The sequence below is a fragment of the Mycobacterium colombiense CECT 3035 genome (assembly GCF_002105755.1).
Classification (GTDB): domain Bacteria; phylum Actinomycetota; class Actinomycetes; order Mycobacteriales; family Mycobacteriaceae; genus Mycobacterium; species Mycobacterium colombiense.
In genome coordinates, this window is the sequence record NZ_CP020821.1 from 2762047 (window position 1) to 2779372 (window position 17326).

A 17326-nucleotide genomic window follows, 5' to 3' on the forward strand; every position below is an offset into this window, starting at 1 on the left:
GGAAGGGTGCTCATGCAAGGGTTCGCCGGCAAGGTCGCGGTGGTGACGGGCGCGGGTTCGGGTATCGGGCAGGCGCTGGCCCTGGAGTTGGCCCGCTCGGGCGCAAAAGTGGCCATCAGCGACGTCGACATCGAGGGCCTGGCCCACACCGAGGAACAGCTCAAGGCCATCGGCGCGTCGTTCAAGTCCGACCGGCTCGACGTGACCGAGCGCGAGGCGTTTTTGGCCTACGCCGACGGCGTCAAGGAGCACTTCGGCAAGGTCAACCAGATCTACAACAACGCCGGCATCGCCTTCACCGGCGACGTCGAAGTCAGCCAGTTCAAGGACATCGAACGGGTGATGGACGTCGACTTCTGGGGCGTCGTCAACGGCACCAAGGCGTTCCTGCCGCACCTGATCGCCTCCGGCGATGGACACGTCATCAACGTGTCCAGCGTGTTCGGGCTGTTCTCGGTGCCCGGGCAGGCGGCCTACAACTCGGCCAAGTTCGCCGTGCGCGGCTTCACCGAGGCGCTGCGGCAAGAGATGGGGGCGGCCGGCCACCCGGTGGCCGTCACCACGGTGCACCCCGGTGGCATCAAGACCGCCATCGCGCGCAACGCCACCGCCGCCGAGGGTCTGGACCAGGCCGAGCTGGCCAAATTGTTCGACAAGCGGCTGGCCAAGACCACCCCGCACCGCGCGGCCCAGATCATCCTGGACGCGGTGCGCAAGAAGAAGGCGCGGGTGCTGGTCGGTTCGGACGCCAAGATGCTGGACATCCTGGTGCGGCTGACGGGTTCGGGTTATCAACGGCTGTTCGGGCCGGTGATGGGCCGGTTGCTGCCCAAGCAGTGACTCGCAGCGCCGCCGATTCACGATTTCGCACTGCGGTAGCCAGCATCGCTGGTAACGATTAGCGTCAAGCGGTCAAGCTGCCACGAGGGAGTGTTGCATGGATACGTTCGCCGGCAAGGTCGCCGTCGTCACCGGCGCCGGTTCGGGCATCGGCCAGGCGCTGGCCGTGGAGCTCGGCCGGGCGGGTGCCAGGGTGGCCATCAGCGACGTCGACACCGCGGGGCTGGCGCAGACCGCCGAACAGCTGACGGCGATCGGCGCGACGTTCAAGTCCGACCGGCTCGACGTCACCGAGCGCGAAGCGTTTTTGGCCTACGCCGACGGCGTCAAGGAGCACTTCGGCAAGGTCAACCAGATCTACAACAACGCCGGCATCACGTTCATCGGATCCATCGTGGACAGCCGGTTCAAGGACATCGAGCGGGTGATCGACGTCGACTATTGGGGCGTCGTCAACGGCACCAAGGCGTTCCTGCCGCACCTGATCGCCTCCGGCGACGGACACGTCATCAACATCTCGAGCGCGCTTGGCCTGTTCTCCGCGCCCGGTCAGGCGGCCTACGTCTCGGCCAAGTTCGCCGTCCGGGGATTCACCGAGGCGCTGCATCAGGAGATGGCCCGCGCCGGTCACCCGGTGCGGGTGACGACGGTGCATCCGGGCGGCATCAAGACCGCGTTCGCCCGCAACGCCACGGGCGTCGAGGGACTCGACCATGCCGAGCTGGCCAGCCTGTTCGAGGAGCAGCAGGCCAAGACCACCCCGCAGCGGGCCGCGCAGTTGATCCTCGACGGCGTGCGCAAGAACAAGGCCCGGGTTTTGGTCGGTCCCGACGTCAAGGCGATGGACCTGCTGGTGCGGGTCGCCGGGCCGAACTACGACCGACTGCTGGGCGGGCCCGTGATGAGCCGACTTCAGCAGGCCGTGCATCGGCTGATGCCGAAGCGCTGATCGTCACCGGCCGAGCGGGTGCTCGGCCAGCCAGCCCCCGCCACCGCCTGCGGGTCGGCGCCGGCGGCGACCTGGCGGCGCATCTCCACCAGGGCCGCGGTGTCCAGCACACCGGCCACCTCGTTGATCGCCAGCAACTGCCGATCGCTGAGCGCGTTGCGGCGATACAGCGGCACCACGTTCTCGGCGCGGACCAGGGCGGGCTTGCCGTCGGCCAGCGCGACCAGGTCTCCGGGGGTGCCGGGATCGGTGCTGGTGGTCCACCCGGCGGTCACCTGCCCGGCCCGGATTGCGGCGAACATCGTTGCGCCATCCGGAAATTCGCGTGCTGCGGGAAGGTGGCAGGAGCCGATCGTCGACGGATGCCGATGCCCGGCGACGGTCCCGACGGCCAGGCCGTCGCAGTGCCGGGGCAGCGTGCTCAGGTCGGCACTGACATCGCTGCCGCCCCAGGCCTTGGCGGTCGGCTGACTCACCAGCAACACGGGCTTGTCTTCGGCGGCGGTCGTGTAGTCGCCCGCGACGACGCCCTCGGGCAGCGCGGCGATCATCGCGCGGTAGACGTCTTTGTCCGACATCGCCGTCGCACCGGGCTGCAGGGCTTGCAGCGTGCGGCCGGTGAACGCGGGAACGACGGTGAAGGCCCCGGAGTCCAACTGCGGCTTGGGGTCCGCCGCGGTCGCGGCCCGCGCGCCGAACCCGTAGGACCGCAGGGCGGCGACGTACACGCCGGCCAGCAGCGCCGCATCGGCGTCAGGCCGGGATCCGACGACCACTTCGGCGCGGGCGCGACGGTCGCCGGTGTCGGTCGCGCAACCGGCGACGGTCAGCGCGGCGGCGAGCAGCGGCACCGCCAGCCTGCCGATTCTCACTCCGCGGTATCTGAGACTTCTGTGGCCAGCGCCACCGCCGTCGCGACCGCTTCCCCGACCCGGGTGTCCAGGGGGCTGGGGACGATCCGGTCGAGGGCCAGGTCGTCGCTGACGACGGAGAAGATCGCCTCGGCCGCGGCGACCATCATCTTCTCGGTGATCCGGCGCGCGCCGGCTTCCAGCGCACCGCGGAACACCCCGGGGAAGGCCAGCACGTTGTTGATCTGATTCGGGAAATCGCTGCGGCCGGTGGCCACCACCGCGGCGTACTTGGCCGCGATCTGCGGGTGGATCTCCGGATCGGGGTTGGACAGCGCGAACACGATCCCGCCCGGCGCCATGGTGGCGATCATCTCCTCGCGGACCACGCCGCCCGACAGCCCCAGGAACACGTCGGCGTCCCGAATGGCCTCGGCCAGGCTGCCGGTAAGGCCGGTGGGGTTGGTGCGCTGCGCCAGAGCCACCTTGACGTCGTTCATGTCGTCGCGACCGGTGTGCAGGATCCCGCGCGAGTCGAGCACGGTGACATCCGAAACACCCATCGCCATAAGGAGATTGGTGCACGCGATACCAGCCGCGCCGGCTCCGGACACCGCCACCTTCAGCGAGGCCATGTCGCGGCCGAGCACCTTGCTGGCGCCCATCAGGGCGGCCAGCACCACGATCGCCGTGCCGTGTTGGTCGTCGTGCATCACCGGGCAGTCCAGCGCCTCGATGAGACGACGCTCGATCTCGAAGCAGCGCGGGGCCGAGATGTCCTCGAGGTTGACGGCGCCGAACGTCGGGCGCAGGCGCACCAGGGTTTCCACGATCTCGTCGGGATCCTTGGTGTCCAGCACGATCGGGATGGCGTTCAGCCCACCGTATGCCTGAAACAGCGCGCACTTGCCTTCCATGACCGGCAGCGACGCCGCGGGCCCGATGTCGCCGAGGCCCAGCACCGCGCTGCCGTCGCTGACCACGGCCACCAGCCGGTTCGCCCACGTGTAGCGGGCCGCCTGCGCATGGTCGGCGGCGATCGCCCGGCTGACCTGCGCCACGCCCGGGGTGTAGGCGATCGACAATGCGCGCTGGGTGTCCAGCGGGGACGTCAGGCCCACGGAGAGCTTGCCGCCTACGTGTGCCTCGAAGATCTCCGCGTCGGTGATCACGCCCTGCTCGGCCTTCGTCTGTATCGATTCAAGCAATTCGGACACGCGCTTCAGGGTACTGACTACCCATTAGTAGGCCTAATTGGTGAGCTAGGTCTCACGTACCGGTCCGGTGCGCCCGTCGCGCTGGGGATCGCCGCTAGATCAGCTTGAGTTGCGTGACGGCGGCGCGCTCGTCGACCAGCTCGGCGGTGGTCTTGTCGATGCGGCCGCGGGAGAACTCGTCGATCTCCAGCCCCTGCACGATCGACCAGTTGCCATCCTTGGTGGTCACCGGGAACGACGACACGATGCCCTCGGGCACGCCGTAGGAGCCGTCGGAGTAGACCGCCATCGACACCCAGTCACCGTCCGGGCTGCCCAGCAGCCAGGAGCGGGCGGCGTCGACGGTGGCCGACGCGGCCGAGGCGGCCGACGAGGCGCCGCGCGCGTCGATGATCGCCGCGCCGCGCTTGGCGACCGTCGGGATGAAGTCGTTCTCGATCCAGTTCTGGTCGTTGACCACCTCGGCGGCGTTCTTGCCGCCCACCTCGGCGTGGAAGATGTCGGGGTACTGGGTGGCCGAGTGGTTGCCCCAGATCGTCATCTTCTTGATGTCGGTGACCTTGGCGCCGGTCTTGTGGGCCAGCTGCGAGATCGCCCGGTTGTGGTCCAGGCGGGTCAGTGCGGAGAACCGCTCCTTGGGGATGTCGGGGGCGTTGCTCAGCGCGATCAGCGCGTTGGTGTTGGCCGGGTTGCCGGTCACCCCGATGCGGACGTCGTCGGCGGCGACGGAGTTGAGCGCCTTGCCCTGCGCGGTGAAGATCGCGCCGTTGGCCTCCAGCAGGTCGCTGCGCTCCATGCCCGGGCCGCGCGGCCGCGCGCCGACCAGCAGCGCCAGGTTGACGCCGTCGAAGATCTTGTTCGCGTCCGCGCCGATCTGGACGCCGGACAGCAACGGGAACGCGCAGTCGTCCAGCTCCATCACGACGCCCTCGAGCGCCTTGAGCGCGGGTTCGATCTCCAGGAGGCGCAGCTCGATCGGGCGGTCCGGGCCCAGCAGCGAGCCACTCGCCAGGCGGAACAACAGGCTGTAGCCGATCTGGCCGGCGGCGCCGGTGACGGCGACCTTGAGAGGACTTGCGCTCACGTCGATTTACTCCTTGTGGAGAAGTTCGTGCAGGTTCGGGTTTCGGCTCGAAACTAGCGCACTCTTCTCGGCCGCCGATCCCCGGTCCGCTACCAGGGCTTTTCCGACGCCTGATCGTCGCGCTTCGAACAGCCGGGACGCGTACGATGGAGCACCGCCTGGTCGGATCCGCGCACGGTGGGAGGTGGAGGTGTTCCAAGGATTTGACGCCTTGCCCGAAGCGCTTCGGCCCCTCGCGCACGAACCGCAACCCAAGCCGGGCCCGGCGCCCGAGTCACCCAAGCAGACACTGGTCGACTGCGCCGTCTACGCCGACGGCCACCGGCTGCCCGGCAAACTCGGCTACGCGGCCGCCCTGGACAAAGTGCGCGAGATCGAAACGCTGGGGCACGACGGGTTCGTCTGGGTCGGCCTGCGCGAACCCAGCCAGTCCGAGATGCAGGAAGTGGCCGACGTGTTCGGGCTGCACCCGCTGGCCGTGGAAGACGCGGTGTGCGCCCACCAGCGGCCCAAGCTGGAGCGTTACGACGAGACGCTGTTCCTCGTCCTCAAGACCGTCAACTACGTGCCCCACGAATCGGTGGCCCAGGCCCGCCAGATCGTCGAAACCGGCGAGGTGATGGTCTTCGTCGGCAGGGACTTCCTGGTCACCGTGCGCCACGGCGAGCATGGCGGGCTCTCCGACGTGCGCAAGCGGATGGAGGCCGACGCCGAGCAGTTACGGCTGGGACCGTATGCGGTGATGCACGCGATCGCCCACGAGGTGGTGAACCACTATCTCGAAGTAAGCCATCTGGTCGAATCCGATATCGACAGCATCGAGGAGGTGGCGTTCGCCCCGGGACGCAAACTCGACGTCGAACCCATCTATCTGCTCAAGCGTGAGGTCGTCGAACTGCGCCGGTGCGTCAACCCGTTGTCCGGGGCGTTCCACCGAATCCAGATGGAGAACAAGGATTTGATCTCCAAAGAGGTGCGGCGCTACCTGCGCGACCTCGCCGACCACCACTCCGAGGCCGCCGAACACATCGCCAGCTATGACGACATGCTCAACTCGCTGATCCAGGCGGCGCTGGCCCGGGTCGGGATGCAGCAGAACAACGACATGCGCAAGATGGCGGCCTGGGCCGGTATCTTGGCGGTGCCCACCATGGTCGCCGCCATCTACGGGATGAACTTCCATTTCATGCCGGAGCTGAACTGGACGTGGGGTTACCCGGCGATCATGGCACTGATGACCGTCGCCTGCGTGGGACTGTATTTCCAGTTCCGCCGCAACAACTGGCTCTAGAAGGGCGTCAACCGGGCTGTGCGGCAGGGCGATTCGGGTCCAGCACGTCGACCCCGTCGTTGACCCACGCTTGACGCATCGCCTCGGCACCCTTGAGCCGCACCCACGCGGCTTCGGTGGCGGTGATGGGCGTGGCCGACAGGAACTGCACGGGATCGCGCGGCGGGTCCAGCGGCAGATCGCCGATCTCGCTGTGGCCCAACAGGACAGCGGTGAACGGCACCCGCGACGACGGCGACGCCCACAGCGGCGAGCCGAGGTCCACCAGCGCGTCGGCGCACAGCACCACACCGTCGACGGCCGGCGCCGCGGCCAGGATCGCCAGGCTGCGCGCGAGGCCGGTGACCGGACCGGGATCGCGCAACCGCAGCACGACTTCGGCGCGCGGGCCGCGCACCGGGTCGGCAAGGTCCAGCGTCGGTTCGGTCATCGGGTGACGCGAGCAGCCCAGCGTGACGTAGTGCACTGTCCCGTCCGGCTCGCGGAAACGCAGCACCTCGATGGTCTCTGTACCCAGAAACGTCACGCTCGCCGCGTCGGGCTCGGTGTCGGTGAAGTGAGCCCGCAGATGCGCGCGCAGTTGGTCCTGTGTCACGGTGTCCCCGACGCCGCGATGGTCAGGTTCGCCCCGGAGTCGGCATCGAAGACGACCAGCTTGCTGGTGTCGAACGCCAACTCGATCGACTGCCCGATCGCCGCCTTCGATTCGGCGGGAACCCTTGCCACGAACTGGTTTTCGTGGGCGCCGGACTCGGCGGCCAGCTCGTCCAGCTGGGCCGAGTGCGCGGCCCACGCGGAAGTGGAGAAGTAGACGTACTTGTCCGCGCCCAGCGACTCGACCAAGTCGACCTTCACCTCGAACGTCAGCGCCCTGATGCGCTGGTAGCCGTCGATCAGCGCGGCGTCGGACAGATGCTCGGGCCGCACCCCGACGATGACGTTCGCCGGTGCCGGATGCTGACCGATCACCTCGTGGACCTCCGGTGTCAGCATCACCTCGCCGAACGGGAGCTTGATCCCGACTGGCGTCAGCGTGGCCGGGAAGAAATTCATGGCCGGCGAACCGATGAAGCCGGCGACGAACAGGTTGGCCGGGTGCTCGTAGAGCTCGTCGGGGGTGCCGATCTGTTGCGCGACACCGGAATGCATCACCACCACGCGGTCGCCCAGCGTCATGGCCTCGGTCTGGTCGTGGGTGACGTAGACCGTCGTGGTGCCCAGCCTTTTCTGCAGCCTGGCGATCTCACCGCGCATCTGGACCCGCAATTTCGCGTCCAGATTCGACAGCGGCTCGTCCATCAGAAACGCCTTGGGATGGCGCACGATGGCGCGACCCATCGCCACCCGCTGCCGCTGCCCGCCCGACAGCTGCGATGGTTTGCGGTCCAGAAGTTCGGTCAGGTCAAGGGTTTTCGCGGTCTCCTCGACCTTCTCGGCGATCTCGGACTTCTTCATCTTGGCCAGCGTCAGCGGAAAGGCAATGTTCTGGCGCACCGTCATGTGCGGGTACAGCGCATAGGACTGGAACACCATCGCGATGTCGCGGTCCTTGGGCGCCTTCTCGTTCACCCGTTCGCCGCCGATGCGCAGTTCCCCGGACGAGATGTCCTCGAGACCGGCGATCATGTTCAGCGTCGTGGTCTTGCCGCAGCCGGAAGGGCCCACCAGGATCAGGAATTCGCCGTCGGCGATGGTGAGGTTCAGGTCGAGCACGGCCGTCGCGCCGTCGGGGTAACTCTTGCTGACATGGTCCAGCACGATCTCAGCCATCGAGTTATCCCTTCACCGCGCCAGAGGTCAACCCGGCGACGATCCGTCGTTGGAAGATTAGAACAAAAATGATGATGGGGACGGTGATCACGACGGCGCCGGCCGCGATCGAGCCCGTCGGCTCCTCGAACTGGGAACTGCCGCTGAAGTTCACGATCGCCACCGGCGCGGTGATGGCCGCTTTGGTGGCGGTCAGCGTCAGCGCCAGCAGCAGGTCGTTCCAGGCGAAGATGAACACCAGGATCGCCGCCGTCACCACGCCGGGCGCCGCCAGCGGCACGATCACCTTGCGGAACGCCTGGGCCGGTGTCGCGCCGTCCATCTTCGCCGCCTTCTCCAGATCCCAAGGGATCTCCCGGAAGAACGCCGACAGCGTGTAGATGGCCAGCGGCAGCGCGAAGGTGATGTACGGCAGGATCAGGCCCGGCCAGGTGTCGAACAACCCGACGAACCGCTCGATGTTGAACAGCGGTGTCACCAGCGAGATCGCGGGAAACATCGTGATCAGCAGGGTGACCCCGACGAGCAGCCGCTTACCCGGAAAGTCCAGGCGGGCAACGGCGTACGCCGCCATCGCGCCGAGCGTCACCGCGATCACGGTGGTGATCAGACCGACCCCGACGGAGTTGATCAGTGCCGAACTGAAGACGTCACCGCGAAAGATCCCGCGATAGTTGTCCAGGGATATCGACGACGGAATCAGCTTGCCGTCCTTGATCGTTGAGCTCGGCTTGAGCGACAGGCTGAAGATCCACAGCACCGGAAGAAGCGCATACACCACCACCAGGGTGTCGATGACGGCCCATGTCGCGGTGCGCCGCGCCCCCGCCGACAGCCCCGCCCCGTTAACGGGCATCGGCGTCACCCCCGGGCGCCGCCGCGCCGAACGCCCTGATGAACACCCATGCGATCAGACCGGCACACACGAAGATCAGCACGCTGATCGCCGAGCCGAGGCCGACGTTGAAGCCCTTGAACAGGTTGTCGTAGCCGAGCATCGATACCGATCCGGTGCTGTTGGCGCCGTTGGTGATCACGTAGATGTTGTCGAAGACGCGAAACGCGTCCAGCGTCCGGAACAACAAGGCGACCACTACAGCCGGTTTGATGATCGGCAGGATCACTCCGGTCAGCCGCCGCCACGCGCCCGCGCCGTCGACCTGGGCGGCCTTGAGCAGATCCTCCGGAACCAGCGCCAAACCGGCCAGCAAGAGCAGCGACATGAACGGCGTGGTTTTCCACACCTCGGCGAGGACGACGATCGCCAGCGACGGGATCTGTTCGGTCAGCGGGGCGCTGCCCTGCGGCAGCAGGTCGGCCAGGTAGCCGGTTCCCGGCGTCCACGCGTAATACCAGCTGTACGACGCGACCACGGTGACGATGCCGTACGGGATCAGCACCGCGGTGCGCACCACCCCCTTGCCGACCAGGGTGCGGTGCATCACCAGCGCCAGCGCCAGGCCCAGCACGAATTCAAGGGACACCGAGACCACGGTGATGCCCAGCGTCACCGCCAGCGCGGTCCACCAATAGCGGTCGGTCAGGATGGTCACGTAGTTGTTCAGGCCGACGAACGCGGTGTCATTGGGCACCGCAAGGTTGTTGCGCTGCAGGCTCAACCAGACGGCGTAGCCGATCGGATACGCCGTCACCGCCACCATCAGGATCGCGGCCGGCGCGACGAGAAGAAACGCCAACCGCTGCTCGGGTGGCCGGCCGCGCAACCGTCGCATCGCGAAAGGCGCTCGCGCGGTGTGTGATTCGATGCGGGCGCTCGTCACGGCAGCAGGCCTTTCCCGTCGATCGCCTTCTGCACCTGGGTGCTGAGCTCGTCGGCGGTGCGCTCGGGGTCGATCCGGGCGATCGGGCTCAGCGTCGCGGCCAGCCGGATGGCCACACCCTGATAGACCGGCGTCGCCGGGCGCACCGCGGCGTCGGTGAGCTGCCGGCGGATGATCGTGTACATCGGATACTTGCTCTGGAACTGCGGATCGGAATACAACGAGGTGCGCACCGGCGGCAGCCCGCCCTGGAGCGCGACGTACTTCTGATGCGCCAGATTGCGCAGGCAACGAATGGCTTCGAAGGCTTCGGCGCGGTGGCGGGTGGTGCTGGCCACCGCCAGGTTCGCCCCACCGATCGTCACCTTGGCCGGACGGCCCGGCGCCACACCGGGATACGGCGCGAAGCCGATAACCTTCTGGCTGGCCTGGTACGCGATACGGAATTGGTCGTCGGTGGGCACGAACGTCCCGGCGTCGTCGATGCTGCCGGCCAGCTCCGGATTCCGGTTGAGCGGCAGGAAGGGCACGCCGCCTTTCACGGCGTTCTCCAGCATGGACGCCAGAGCGTACGGCCAGTTGACGGCGAGCGCGGCCCGGCCTTGTTCGACCGCCAGCCGCGCGGTGCTCTCGTCCGTTCGGCTGATCGACGGATCGGCTCCCGGCGCGACGGCCACCGACTTGAGGGTGCGCAGCGCCGTGACGGTCGCCGCCCGGTGCGCAGGCGTGTCGGTGAGGGTGACGCGGCGGCCGTCGTCGGAGAGCACCTGGCCACCGCCGCTCACCAGCAGCGTGTTGAACCAGACCACCAGGCCTTCGCCCTCGTTGGCCTGCACGCCGATCCAGCTGGGCTGCCCCGCGTCGTGCAACCGGGTGGCCTCCGACACCATGCCGTCCCACGTTCGCGGCGGCTGCGTCACCAAATCGGGCCGATACCAAAGCAATTCGGTGTTCGTAGTGACGGGCGCGCCGAACAGCCTGCCTTGCCAGCGTGCCGTCGACAGCGGGCCCGGCAATGTGTCCGTCGTCGCGTCGGCCTCGGCCCGTCCCTCCGGGTCGTCGGACAACGGCAACGCCCAGCCCGCCTCGCCGAACTCGGCCGTCCACACCACGTCCAGCGACATCACATCCAGGGTGCGGTCATGGCCGGTCAGCCGGCGGGCCAGCTGCAGACGCTGCTCGCCGGGGGCCCGGGGAAGGCTGATCTGCTGAATGGCGAAGCGGCCGTTGAACTGCTTCGTGCAGTCCTGGGCCACCGCGGTGAACGTGGCACCGTCGGCGGCCGTCGTGTAGAAGCTGATGACCAGCCCGCGGCTTCCGGAAGCGCACGCCGATGCCGCGGCGATGATTGCCGTCGCCAGCGCGATTGCGCCCATCCGGCGCACGCGCCCGCGACGACTCACCACTAATTCACACCTCTCGCGCGCCTCAGATCGCTAAGCGCGCCAACAGGTCTCGCGCCTTTTCTGCGTTTTGCGGATCACAGAGCACGTCGTAGCGTCCGGCTACCAGCTGCATGGTCGAGCTGAAATCCCTTGTGCCACGCGCCATCGAATAGGGAACAGCGGAGGTGATCAGCCCGAAGAAGACACCGGCGACCAGGCCCGTGGCCAGCGCGCCCCACGGGTTCGGGCTGAAGAAGCCCAGCACCAGCCCGATGAACAGACCCAGCCACGCGCCGCTCAGCACGCCGCCGCCCAGCACCTTGGGCCAGGTCAACCTGCCGGTGACGCGCTCCACCTGCATCAGGTCGACGCCGACGATGGTCACCTGCTGCACCGGGAACTGCTGGTCGGATAGGTAGTCGACGGCGCGCTGCGCCTCGGCGTAGGTGGGGTAGGACCCGACCGGCCACCCCCGCGGCGGCGTCGGCAGCCCCGGCCCGCGGCGCCCGCCGCACCCGGTGGCGTGGAGCCGGGAACCTGCCCGGGCTGGAATGGATTAGTCATCGCCGCTCATTGTCCTCCGCCTCGGCCGTCGTTTCATCTCAGGGCCTCCCCACCCTATCCGCCGACCTCCCGTCACCTGCGAAAACACGGTGCGGCCGGCGGCGTGGAGTCCGGGCCGGCGCCACGATCAGCCGGGATTTCGGTCGAGATGGGTCAGGGTGCGCCGCGCCATTTTGATGCGTCCGGCGGCGATTCGCGACGGCACCCGTCACCTGCGCATGGGTTAGGTTGAACACCATGACAGCTCCCGGAGACGGCTTCGGCGAGGGCGGCCACCACGAGAAGGCCGACCCGCCGGCCGCCGCCAGCGGGGCCGGCGACCAGCCGGACGCGACCGCGCCCTGGGAGCCACCCGCCGCGCCGCCGCCCGCCGAATCGGCGCCGCCGCCGTATCCCCCGCCGAGCCCCGACTACGCGTCCGGGTACCCGCCGCCTTACCCACCGCCCGTCGGTCCCCGCCCGGCTACGAGCAGCCGACCGGCTACGGCGGCCCGGCCTACCCGCCGCCGCCCTATGGCGGGCCGCCCACCTACGGGCCCCCCGCCTACCCGGGCGGTTACTACCCGCCGCCCGATTACCGGGGCGGCTACGGACCCGCGGGAACCCACCGATCCGGGACGAACGGGCTGGCGATCGCCTCGCTCATCGCGGCCTTCACCGGCCTGCTCTGCGGCATCGGCTCGATCGTGGCCATCGTGCTGGGCGCGATCGCGCTGGATCAGATCAAGCGGACGCGCCAGGACGGCTTCGGGCTGGCGGTGGCCGGCATCGTCGTCGGAATCGCCACTCTGGTGGTGATTTTGGTGATCGTGCTCTTCCGGCTGCACTCGCTGTAGCGCATCGCAACCAGCGCATCGCAACCAGCGCGGCGCAGCGGGTCGCCAGCCGTCGGGCCGGCGGCTGCCTAGGCTCTACACCCATGGGATCGGTCAACAGGGTGTACATCGCGCGGCTGTCGCGGATGTTGGTGTTGGGCCCGCTCGGCGAATCCGTGGGCCGGGTGCGCGATGTCGTGATCAGCATCAGCATCGTGCGCCAGCAACCGCGCGTGCTCGGGCTGGTGGTCGACCTGGCGACGCGGCGCAGCATCTTCATCCCGATCCTGCGGGTCGCCTCCATCGAACCCAACGCCGTGACGCTGAGCACCGGCAGCGTGTCCCTGCGCCATTTCGTGCAGCGGCCCGGCGAGGTGCTGGCGATGGGCCAGGTGCTCGACACGCAAGTCAAGGTGAAGGACCCCGACCTGCCGGAGCTGGCGGGCCTCGACGTGGTCGTCACCGACCTGGGGATCGAACAGACCCGGACCCGGGACTGGATGGTCACCAGGGTCGCCGTCCGCGTACCCAGACGGCTGGGCCGACGCGGCCCCGTGCACGTCGTCGACTGGCAGAACGTGCAGGGCCTGACCCCTTCGGCGCTGGCGTTGCCGGGCCAGGGCGTGACCCAACTGCTGGACCAGTTCGAGGGCCGCAGGGCGGTCGACGTGGCCGACGCCATCCGCGGGCTGCCCGCTAAGCGGCGCTACGAGGTGCTCAAGGCTCTGGACGACGACCGATTGGCGGACGTCTTGCAGGAGCTGCCCGAATTGGATCAGGCCGACGTGCTCGCGCAGCTGGGCACCGAACGCTCCGCCGACGTGCTCGAGGAGATGGATCCCGACGACGCGGCCGACCTGCTCGGGGTGCTGAATCCGACCGACGCCGAGATGCTGCTGACCCGGATGGACCCCGATGACTCCGAGCCGGTGCGCCGGCTGCTCACCCACTCCCCCGACACCGCCGGCGGGTTGATGACCTCGGACCCCGTGGTGCTGACGCCCGACACGTCGGTTGCCGAGGCGCTGGCCCGGGTTCGCGACCCCGAGCTCACCACCGCGCTGTCGTCCATGGTGTTCGTCGCGCGCCCGCCGACGGCCACCCCCACCGGCCATTACCTGGGTTGCGTTGCCCTGCAACGACTGCTGCGTGAGCCGCCGGCGGCCCTGGTCGGAGGCATTGTCGACTCCGACCTGTTGACATTGACGCCGGAGACCCCGCTCGGTGCGGTCACCCGCTACCTGGCCGCGTACAACCTGGTGTGCGGGCCGGTGGTCGACGACCAGAATCATCTGCTCGGCGCGGTGACGGTGGACGACCTGCTCGATCACCTGCTGCCGCACGACTGGCGGGTGGACATGCAGGAGTTCGACGCCGTCGGCCGCATCAACGGACTGGGAGGGTCCGCGTGAGCAAATCCTCGGCCCCACGGGGCCTGTACACCCCGCGGACGTCGCGTAGGTATTCACCGCGGCTGGACCCCGAGGCCGTCGGGCAGATCACCGAATCGATCGCACGCTTCTTCGGCACCGGCCGCTATCTGCTGATCCAGTCGGTCGTGGTGGTGGCGTGGATCGCGTTCAACCTGATCGCGGTCGCCGAACGCTTCGACCCCTATCCGTTCATCCTGCTGAACCTCGCCTTCTCGACTCAAGCCGCGTACGCCGCCCCGTTGATCCTGTTGGCGCAGAACCGTCAGGAGAACCGCGACCGAGTCGCGCTGGAGCAAGACCGTCGTCGCGCCGCCGAAACCAAAGCCGACACCGAGTACCTGGCGCGCGAACTGGCGGCGTTGCGGCTGGCCGTCGGCGAGGGCGTGACTCGTGAATACCTCCGTCACGAGCTCGACGACCTGCGCAAACTGCTGTCCAATCTGCTGCCCGAAACCGCTGACGGCGACCCGGTTCCGGCCGGTGACGGCCTGGAGCGAACGGCTAAGAAATCCAGGTGAGAACCGTTTGGACCATTGCGCCACTCGTGTCACAAGAGTTATGTATGGTGATCTGGTTCACCGAGCTAACAGAAAGTCCCAGCTCACACATATAGGACGGTCGAGTGCGCATTGGGGGAAGCCGGGGTGAGAGCCCCGCCGCCGCGCCTGAGCGGCAGCGATCACTTCGGAACACGCGCAAGCCGATTTTCGGCGTAGCAATGATTACTCCACTGGTCTTCGCGGGTGCGGTCAGCGCGGCGGCCCCTACGGTTCCGGTACGAATGCCGTCGCGGCATGCCGCCGTCACCCCGGTCGCCGCGGTCTCGCCGACTTTCCCCGACCTCACCGGACCCGCCGTCGTCGCGATCGATCGCGGCCCGACCGTCTTTCACGTCGCCGAGCCCGCCCTGTCCGCCCCGCCGCCTGCGATGATCGTCAATGCGCCTGGCGCACTGGGCATTCCGAGCATCGCGCTGGCCGCCTACCGCAGCGCCGAACAGAAGATGGCCGTCGCGGCCCCGGGCTGCGGCGTGAGCTGGAACCTGCTGGCCGGCATCGGGCGCATCGAATCGGGCCACGCGGGCGGCGGCGCCGTCGACGCGCGCGGCACCGCGATCAGGCCGATCTACGGCCCGTCGCTGGACGGCACGCTGCCCGGCAACGAAACCATCATCCAGAGCAGCGCCGGCAACCGCGTCACCTACGCCCGCGCGATGGGACCGATGCAGTTCCTGCCGGGGACCTGGGCGCGCTACGCCTCCGACGGCAAGGGCGACGGCGTGGCCGATCCGCAGAACATCTTTGACGCCACCCTGGCCGCCGCCCGCTACCTGTGCAGCGGCGGGCTCAACCTGCGTGACCAGTCGCAGGTCTTGACCGCGATCCTGCGCTACAACAACTCGATGCCCTACGCGCAGAACGTGCTGGGCTGGGCGGCGGCCTACGCCACCGGTGTGGTGCCGGTCGACCTGCCGCTGATGACCGGGCCCCGCCGCCGCTGGGCGACGCGCACCTCGAGCACCCCGAAGGGCTCGGCCCCAACCTGCCGATGAACATCAACGGCCTGCCGCTGGACGACCCGCTGGCGCGCGTACCGCTGATCGACTTGAGCAGCCCGGCGCTGGTCAGCCCCCCGCCGATGTTCCCCTGGATGACGCCCACGCCCCAACAGGCGCCGGCCCAGATCCCCGGTTGCACGGTGATCTGCATCAGCTCCCAGGGCACCCCGCCCGCGGGTCCGCCGCCGCCGTTCGCGCCCCGGCGCCGTTCGCGCCCCCGCCGCAACCGCCGTTCGGCGCGCCGCCCCGGACGCCGGGCCTCCGCCGGTGCCCCGGCCGCGGCGCCGGTGCCCCGGCCGCCGGGCCCTCGCAGGCCGCACCTGCGCCTAAGCCTGCTGGCCCGTCGGGCGCGGTGCCCGGCGCGGCCAAGCCGAAGCCGGCGGGACCCGGCCCGGCCTGACCGCCAGCGGCGATCGCAAGCGCGGCGAAGCCGGGCGCAGCGGGTCGCCGCCAACCAGCCCAGCGGCGATCGCAAGCGCGGCGAAGCCGGGCGCAGCGGGTCGCCGCCAACCAGCCCAGCGGCGATCGCAAGCGCGGCGAAGCCGGGCGCAGCGGGTCGCCGCCAACCAGCCCAGCGGGTCGCCGCCAAACCGCATCGTCGCGCACGCCTACACTCGGCGGTGATGTCCGGCAATGACTCTTCCGATTCCGCGGCCGACCTGAGCTCGGCTATCCGCACCGCCCTGGGCAAGGTGATCGACCCCGAACTGCGGCGCCCGATCACCGAACTCGGGATGGTCAAGAGCGTCGACACCGAGCCCGACGGCGCGGTGCATGTCGCGATCTACCTGACCACCGCCAGCTGTCCGAAGAAAACCGAGATCAGCGACCGGGTCAGCCAGGCGGTCGCCGACGTCCCGGGCACCGGTGCGGTCAAGGTCACCCTGGACGTGATGAACGACGAGCAGCGCACCGAGCTACGCAAGCAGTTGCGTGGCGACGCCCGCGAGCCCGTTATCCCGTTCGCACAACCGAATTCGCTGACCCGGGTTTATGCCGTCGCGTCCGGCAAGGGCGGGGTCGGCAAGTCCACCGTCACGGTCAACCTGGCGGCGGCGATGGCGGCGCGCGGCCTGTCGGTCGGTGTGCTGGACGCCGATATCCACGGCCATTCGATTCCCCGGATGATGGGCACCACCGACCGGCCCACCCAGGTCGAGTCGATGATCCTGCCGCCGATCGCGCACGAGGTCCGGGTCATCTCCATCGCCCAGTTCACCGAGGGCAACACCCCGGTGGTGTGGCGCGGGCCGATGTTGCACCGCGCGCTGCAGCAGTTCCTGGCCGACGTCTACTGGGGCGATCTGGACGTGCTGCTGCTCGACCTGCCCCCGGGGACCGGCGACATCGCCATCTCGGTGGCGCAGCTGATTCCGAACGCGGAGATCCTGGTGGTGACGACGCCGCAGCTGGCTGCGGCCGAGGTCGCGGAGCGGGCCGGCAGCATCGCGTTGCAGACCCGCCAGCGCGTCGTCGGCGTCGTGGAGAACATGTCCGGGCTCACCCTGCCGGACGGCTCCACGCTGCAGGTGTTCGGGGAGGGCGGTGGCCGGCAGGTGGCCGAGCGGCTCTCCCGGGCGGTGGGCGCCGACGTGCCGCTGCTGGGTCAGATCCCGCTGGATCCCGAGCTGGTGGCCGCCGGTGATTCCGGCACGCCGCTGGTGCTCAGCGCGCCCGATTCGCCGGTCGGCAAGGCGCTGCGCGGGGTGGCCGACAGCTTGTCGTCGCGCAAACGCGGCCTCGCCGGCGTATCGCTGGGGCTCGATCCGACCCGGCGCTGACCCCGGC

At 68.9% G+C, this 17326-nt stretch carries 13 protein-coding genes and 4 pseudogenes; 8 read left to right on the forward strand and 9 right to left on the reverse strand.

Annotated features, from left to right (window positions below; all coding sequences use genetic code 11):
* Positions 1-12: 12 nt before the first annotated feature.
* Together B9D87_RS12600 and B9D87_RS12605 are read left to right on the forward strand one after the other, a co-directional pair.
* Entirely contained in the window at positions 13-840 is an 828-nt protein-coding gene (locus B9D87_RS12600; RefSeq protein ID WP_007773746.1) for an SDR family NAD(P)-dependent oxidoreductase, read from the forward strand.
* A gap of 97 nt (positions 841-937) precedes the next feature.
* Positions 938-1789, forward strand: a complete 852-nt coding sequence (locus tag B9D87_RS12605; RefSeq protein ID WP_007773745.1) for an SDR family NAD(P)-dependent oxidoreductase — start codon at positions 938-940, stop codon at positions 1787-1789.
* 3 nt (positions 1790-1792) lie between these two features.
* On the opposite strand, the pseudogene B9D87_RS12610 reads toward B9D87_RS12605, so the two are convergent.
* The 3 genes and pseudogenes from B9D87_RS12610 to B9D87_RS12620 form a co-directional block, all read right to left on the reverse strand.
* Positions 1793-2661 (reverse strand): annotated as a pseudogene (locus tag B9D87_RS12610) (glycine betaine ABC transporter substrate-binding protein).
* A complete protein-coding gene (locus B9D87_RS12615; protein WP_007773743.1) occupies positions 2658-3857 on the reverse strand; it encodes an NAD(P)-dependent malic enzyme in 1200 nt (399 codons plus the stop codon). The pseudogene B9D87_RS12610 and the gene B9D87_RS12615 overlap by 4 nt, the downstream one beginning before the upstream one ends.
* Before the next feature lie 94 nt (positions 3858-3951).
* On the reverse strand, positions 3952-4941 hold the full coding sequence (locus tag B9D87_RS12620; protein WP_007773742.1) for a malate dehydrogenase: 990 nt from the start codon (positions 4939-4941) through the stop codon (positions 3952-3954).
* 190 nt (positions 4942-5131) lie between these two features.
* Between B9D87_RS12620 and corA the strand changes: the two genes are divergently transcribed.
* The gene (gene corA, locus B9D87_RS12625) at positions 5132-6232 is read left to right on the forward strand and encodes a magnesium/cobalt transporter CorA (protein ID WP_007773741.1); all 1101 of its coding nucleotides are present in this window, start codon (positions 5132-5134) and stop codon (positions 6230-6232) included.
* 7 nt (positions 6233-6239) lie between these two features.
* On the opposite strand, the gene B9D87_RS12630 is transcribed toward corA, so the two are convergent.
* The 6 genes and pseudogenes from B9D87_RS12630 to B9D87_RS12655 all read right to left on the reverse strand — a co-directional run bounded on the left by B9D87_RS12630 (position 6240) and on the right by B9D87_RS12655 (position 11732).
* The gene (locus tag B9D87_RS12630; RefSeq protein ID WP_007773740.1) at positions 6240-6827 is read right to left on the reverse strand and encodes a suppressor of fused domain protein; all 588 of its coding nucleotides are present in this window, start codon (positions 6825-6827) and stop codon (positions 6240-6242) included.
* Positions 6824-8002: an ABC transporter ATP-binding protein gene (locus B9D87_RS12635; RefSeq protein WP_007773738.1), complete on the reverse strand. Its 1179-nt coding sequence runs from the start codon at positions 8000-8002 to the stop codon at positions 6824-6826. The genes B9D87_RS12630 and B9D87_RS12635 overlap by 4 nt, the downstream gene beginning before the upstream one ends.
* 4 nt (positions 8003-8006) lie before the next feature.
* On the reverse strand, positions 8007-8858 hold the full coding sequence (locus tag B9D87_RS12640) for a carbohydrate ABC transporter permease (RefSeq protein ID WP_007773737.1): 852 nt from the start codon (positions 8856-8858) through the stop codon (positions 8007-8009).
* Positions 8848-9735 carry a carbohydrate ABC transporter permease gene (locus tag B9D87_RS12645; protein WP_052002558.1) on the reverse strand — a complete coding sequence of 296 codons (888 nt, stop codon included), beginning with the start codon at positions 9733-9735 and terminating at the stop codon, positions 8848-8850. The genes B9D87_RS12640 and B9D87_RS12645 overlap by 11 nt, the downstream gene beginning before the upstream one ends.
* Positions 9736-9779: 44 nt before the next feature.
* Positions 9780-11189: an extracellular solute-binding protein gene (locus tag B9D87_RS12650; RefSeq protein WP_040631167.1), complete on the reverse strand. Its 1410-nt coding sequence runs from the start codon at positions 11187-11189 to the stop codon at positions 9780-9782.
* Positions 11190-11211: 22 nt separating this feature from the next.
* A pseudogene (locus tag B9D87_RS12655) lies at positions 11212-11732 on the reverse strand (YflT domain-containing protein).
* A 228-nt stretch (positions 11733-11960) separates the two neighbouring features.
* On the opposite strand from B9D87_RS12655, the pseudogene B9D87_RS12660 reads away from it, so the two are divergent.
* From B9D87_RS12660 to B9D87_RS12680, 5 genes and pseudogenes are all read left to right on the forward strand, one after another.
* Positions 11961-12568, forward strand: a pseudogene (locus B9D87_RS12660) (DUF4190 domain-containing protein).
* A gap of 83 nt (positions 12569-12651) precedes the next feature.
* Positions 12652-13959 (forward strand): magnesium transporter MgtE N-terminal domain-containing protein, encoded by a 1308-nt coding sequence (locus B9D87_RS12665; protein WP_007773731.1) that lies wholly within the window; start codon positions 12652-12654, stop codon positions 13957-13959.
* A complete protein-coding gene (locus tag B9D87_RS12670) occupies positions 13956-14498 on the forward strand; it encodes a DUF1003 domain-containing protein (protein ID WP_007773730.1) in 543 nt (180 codons plus the stop codon). The genes B9D87_RS12665 and B9D87_RS12670 overlap by 4 nt, the downstream gene beginning before the upstream one ends.
* A 104-nt stretch (positions 14499-14602) precedes the next feature.
* Positions 14603-15938, forward strand: a pseudogene (locus B9D87_RS12675) (lytic transglycosylase domain-containing protein).
* Between the two features lie 223 nt (positions 15939-16161).
* Positions 16162-17319 (forward strand): Mrp/NBP35 family ATP-binding protein, encoded by a 1158-nt coding sequence (locus B9D87_RS12680; RefSeq protein WP_085977855.1) that lies wholly within the window; start codon positions 16162-16164, stop codon positions 17317-17319.
* Positions 17320-17326: the final 7 nt, after the last annotated feature.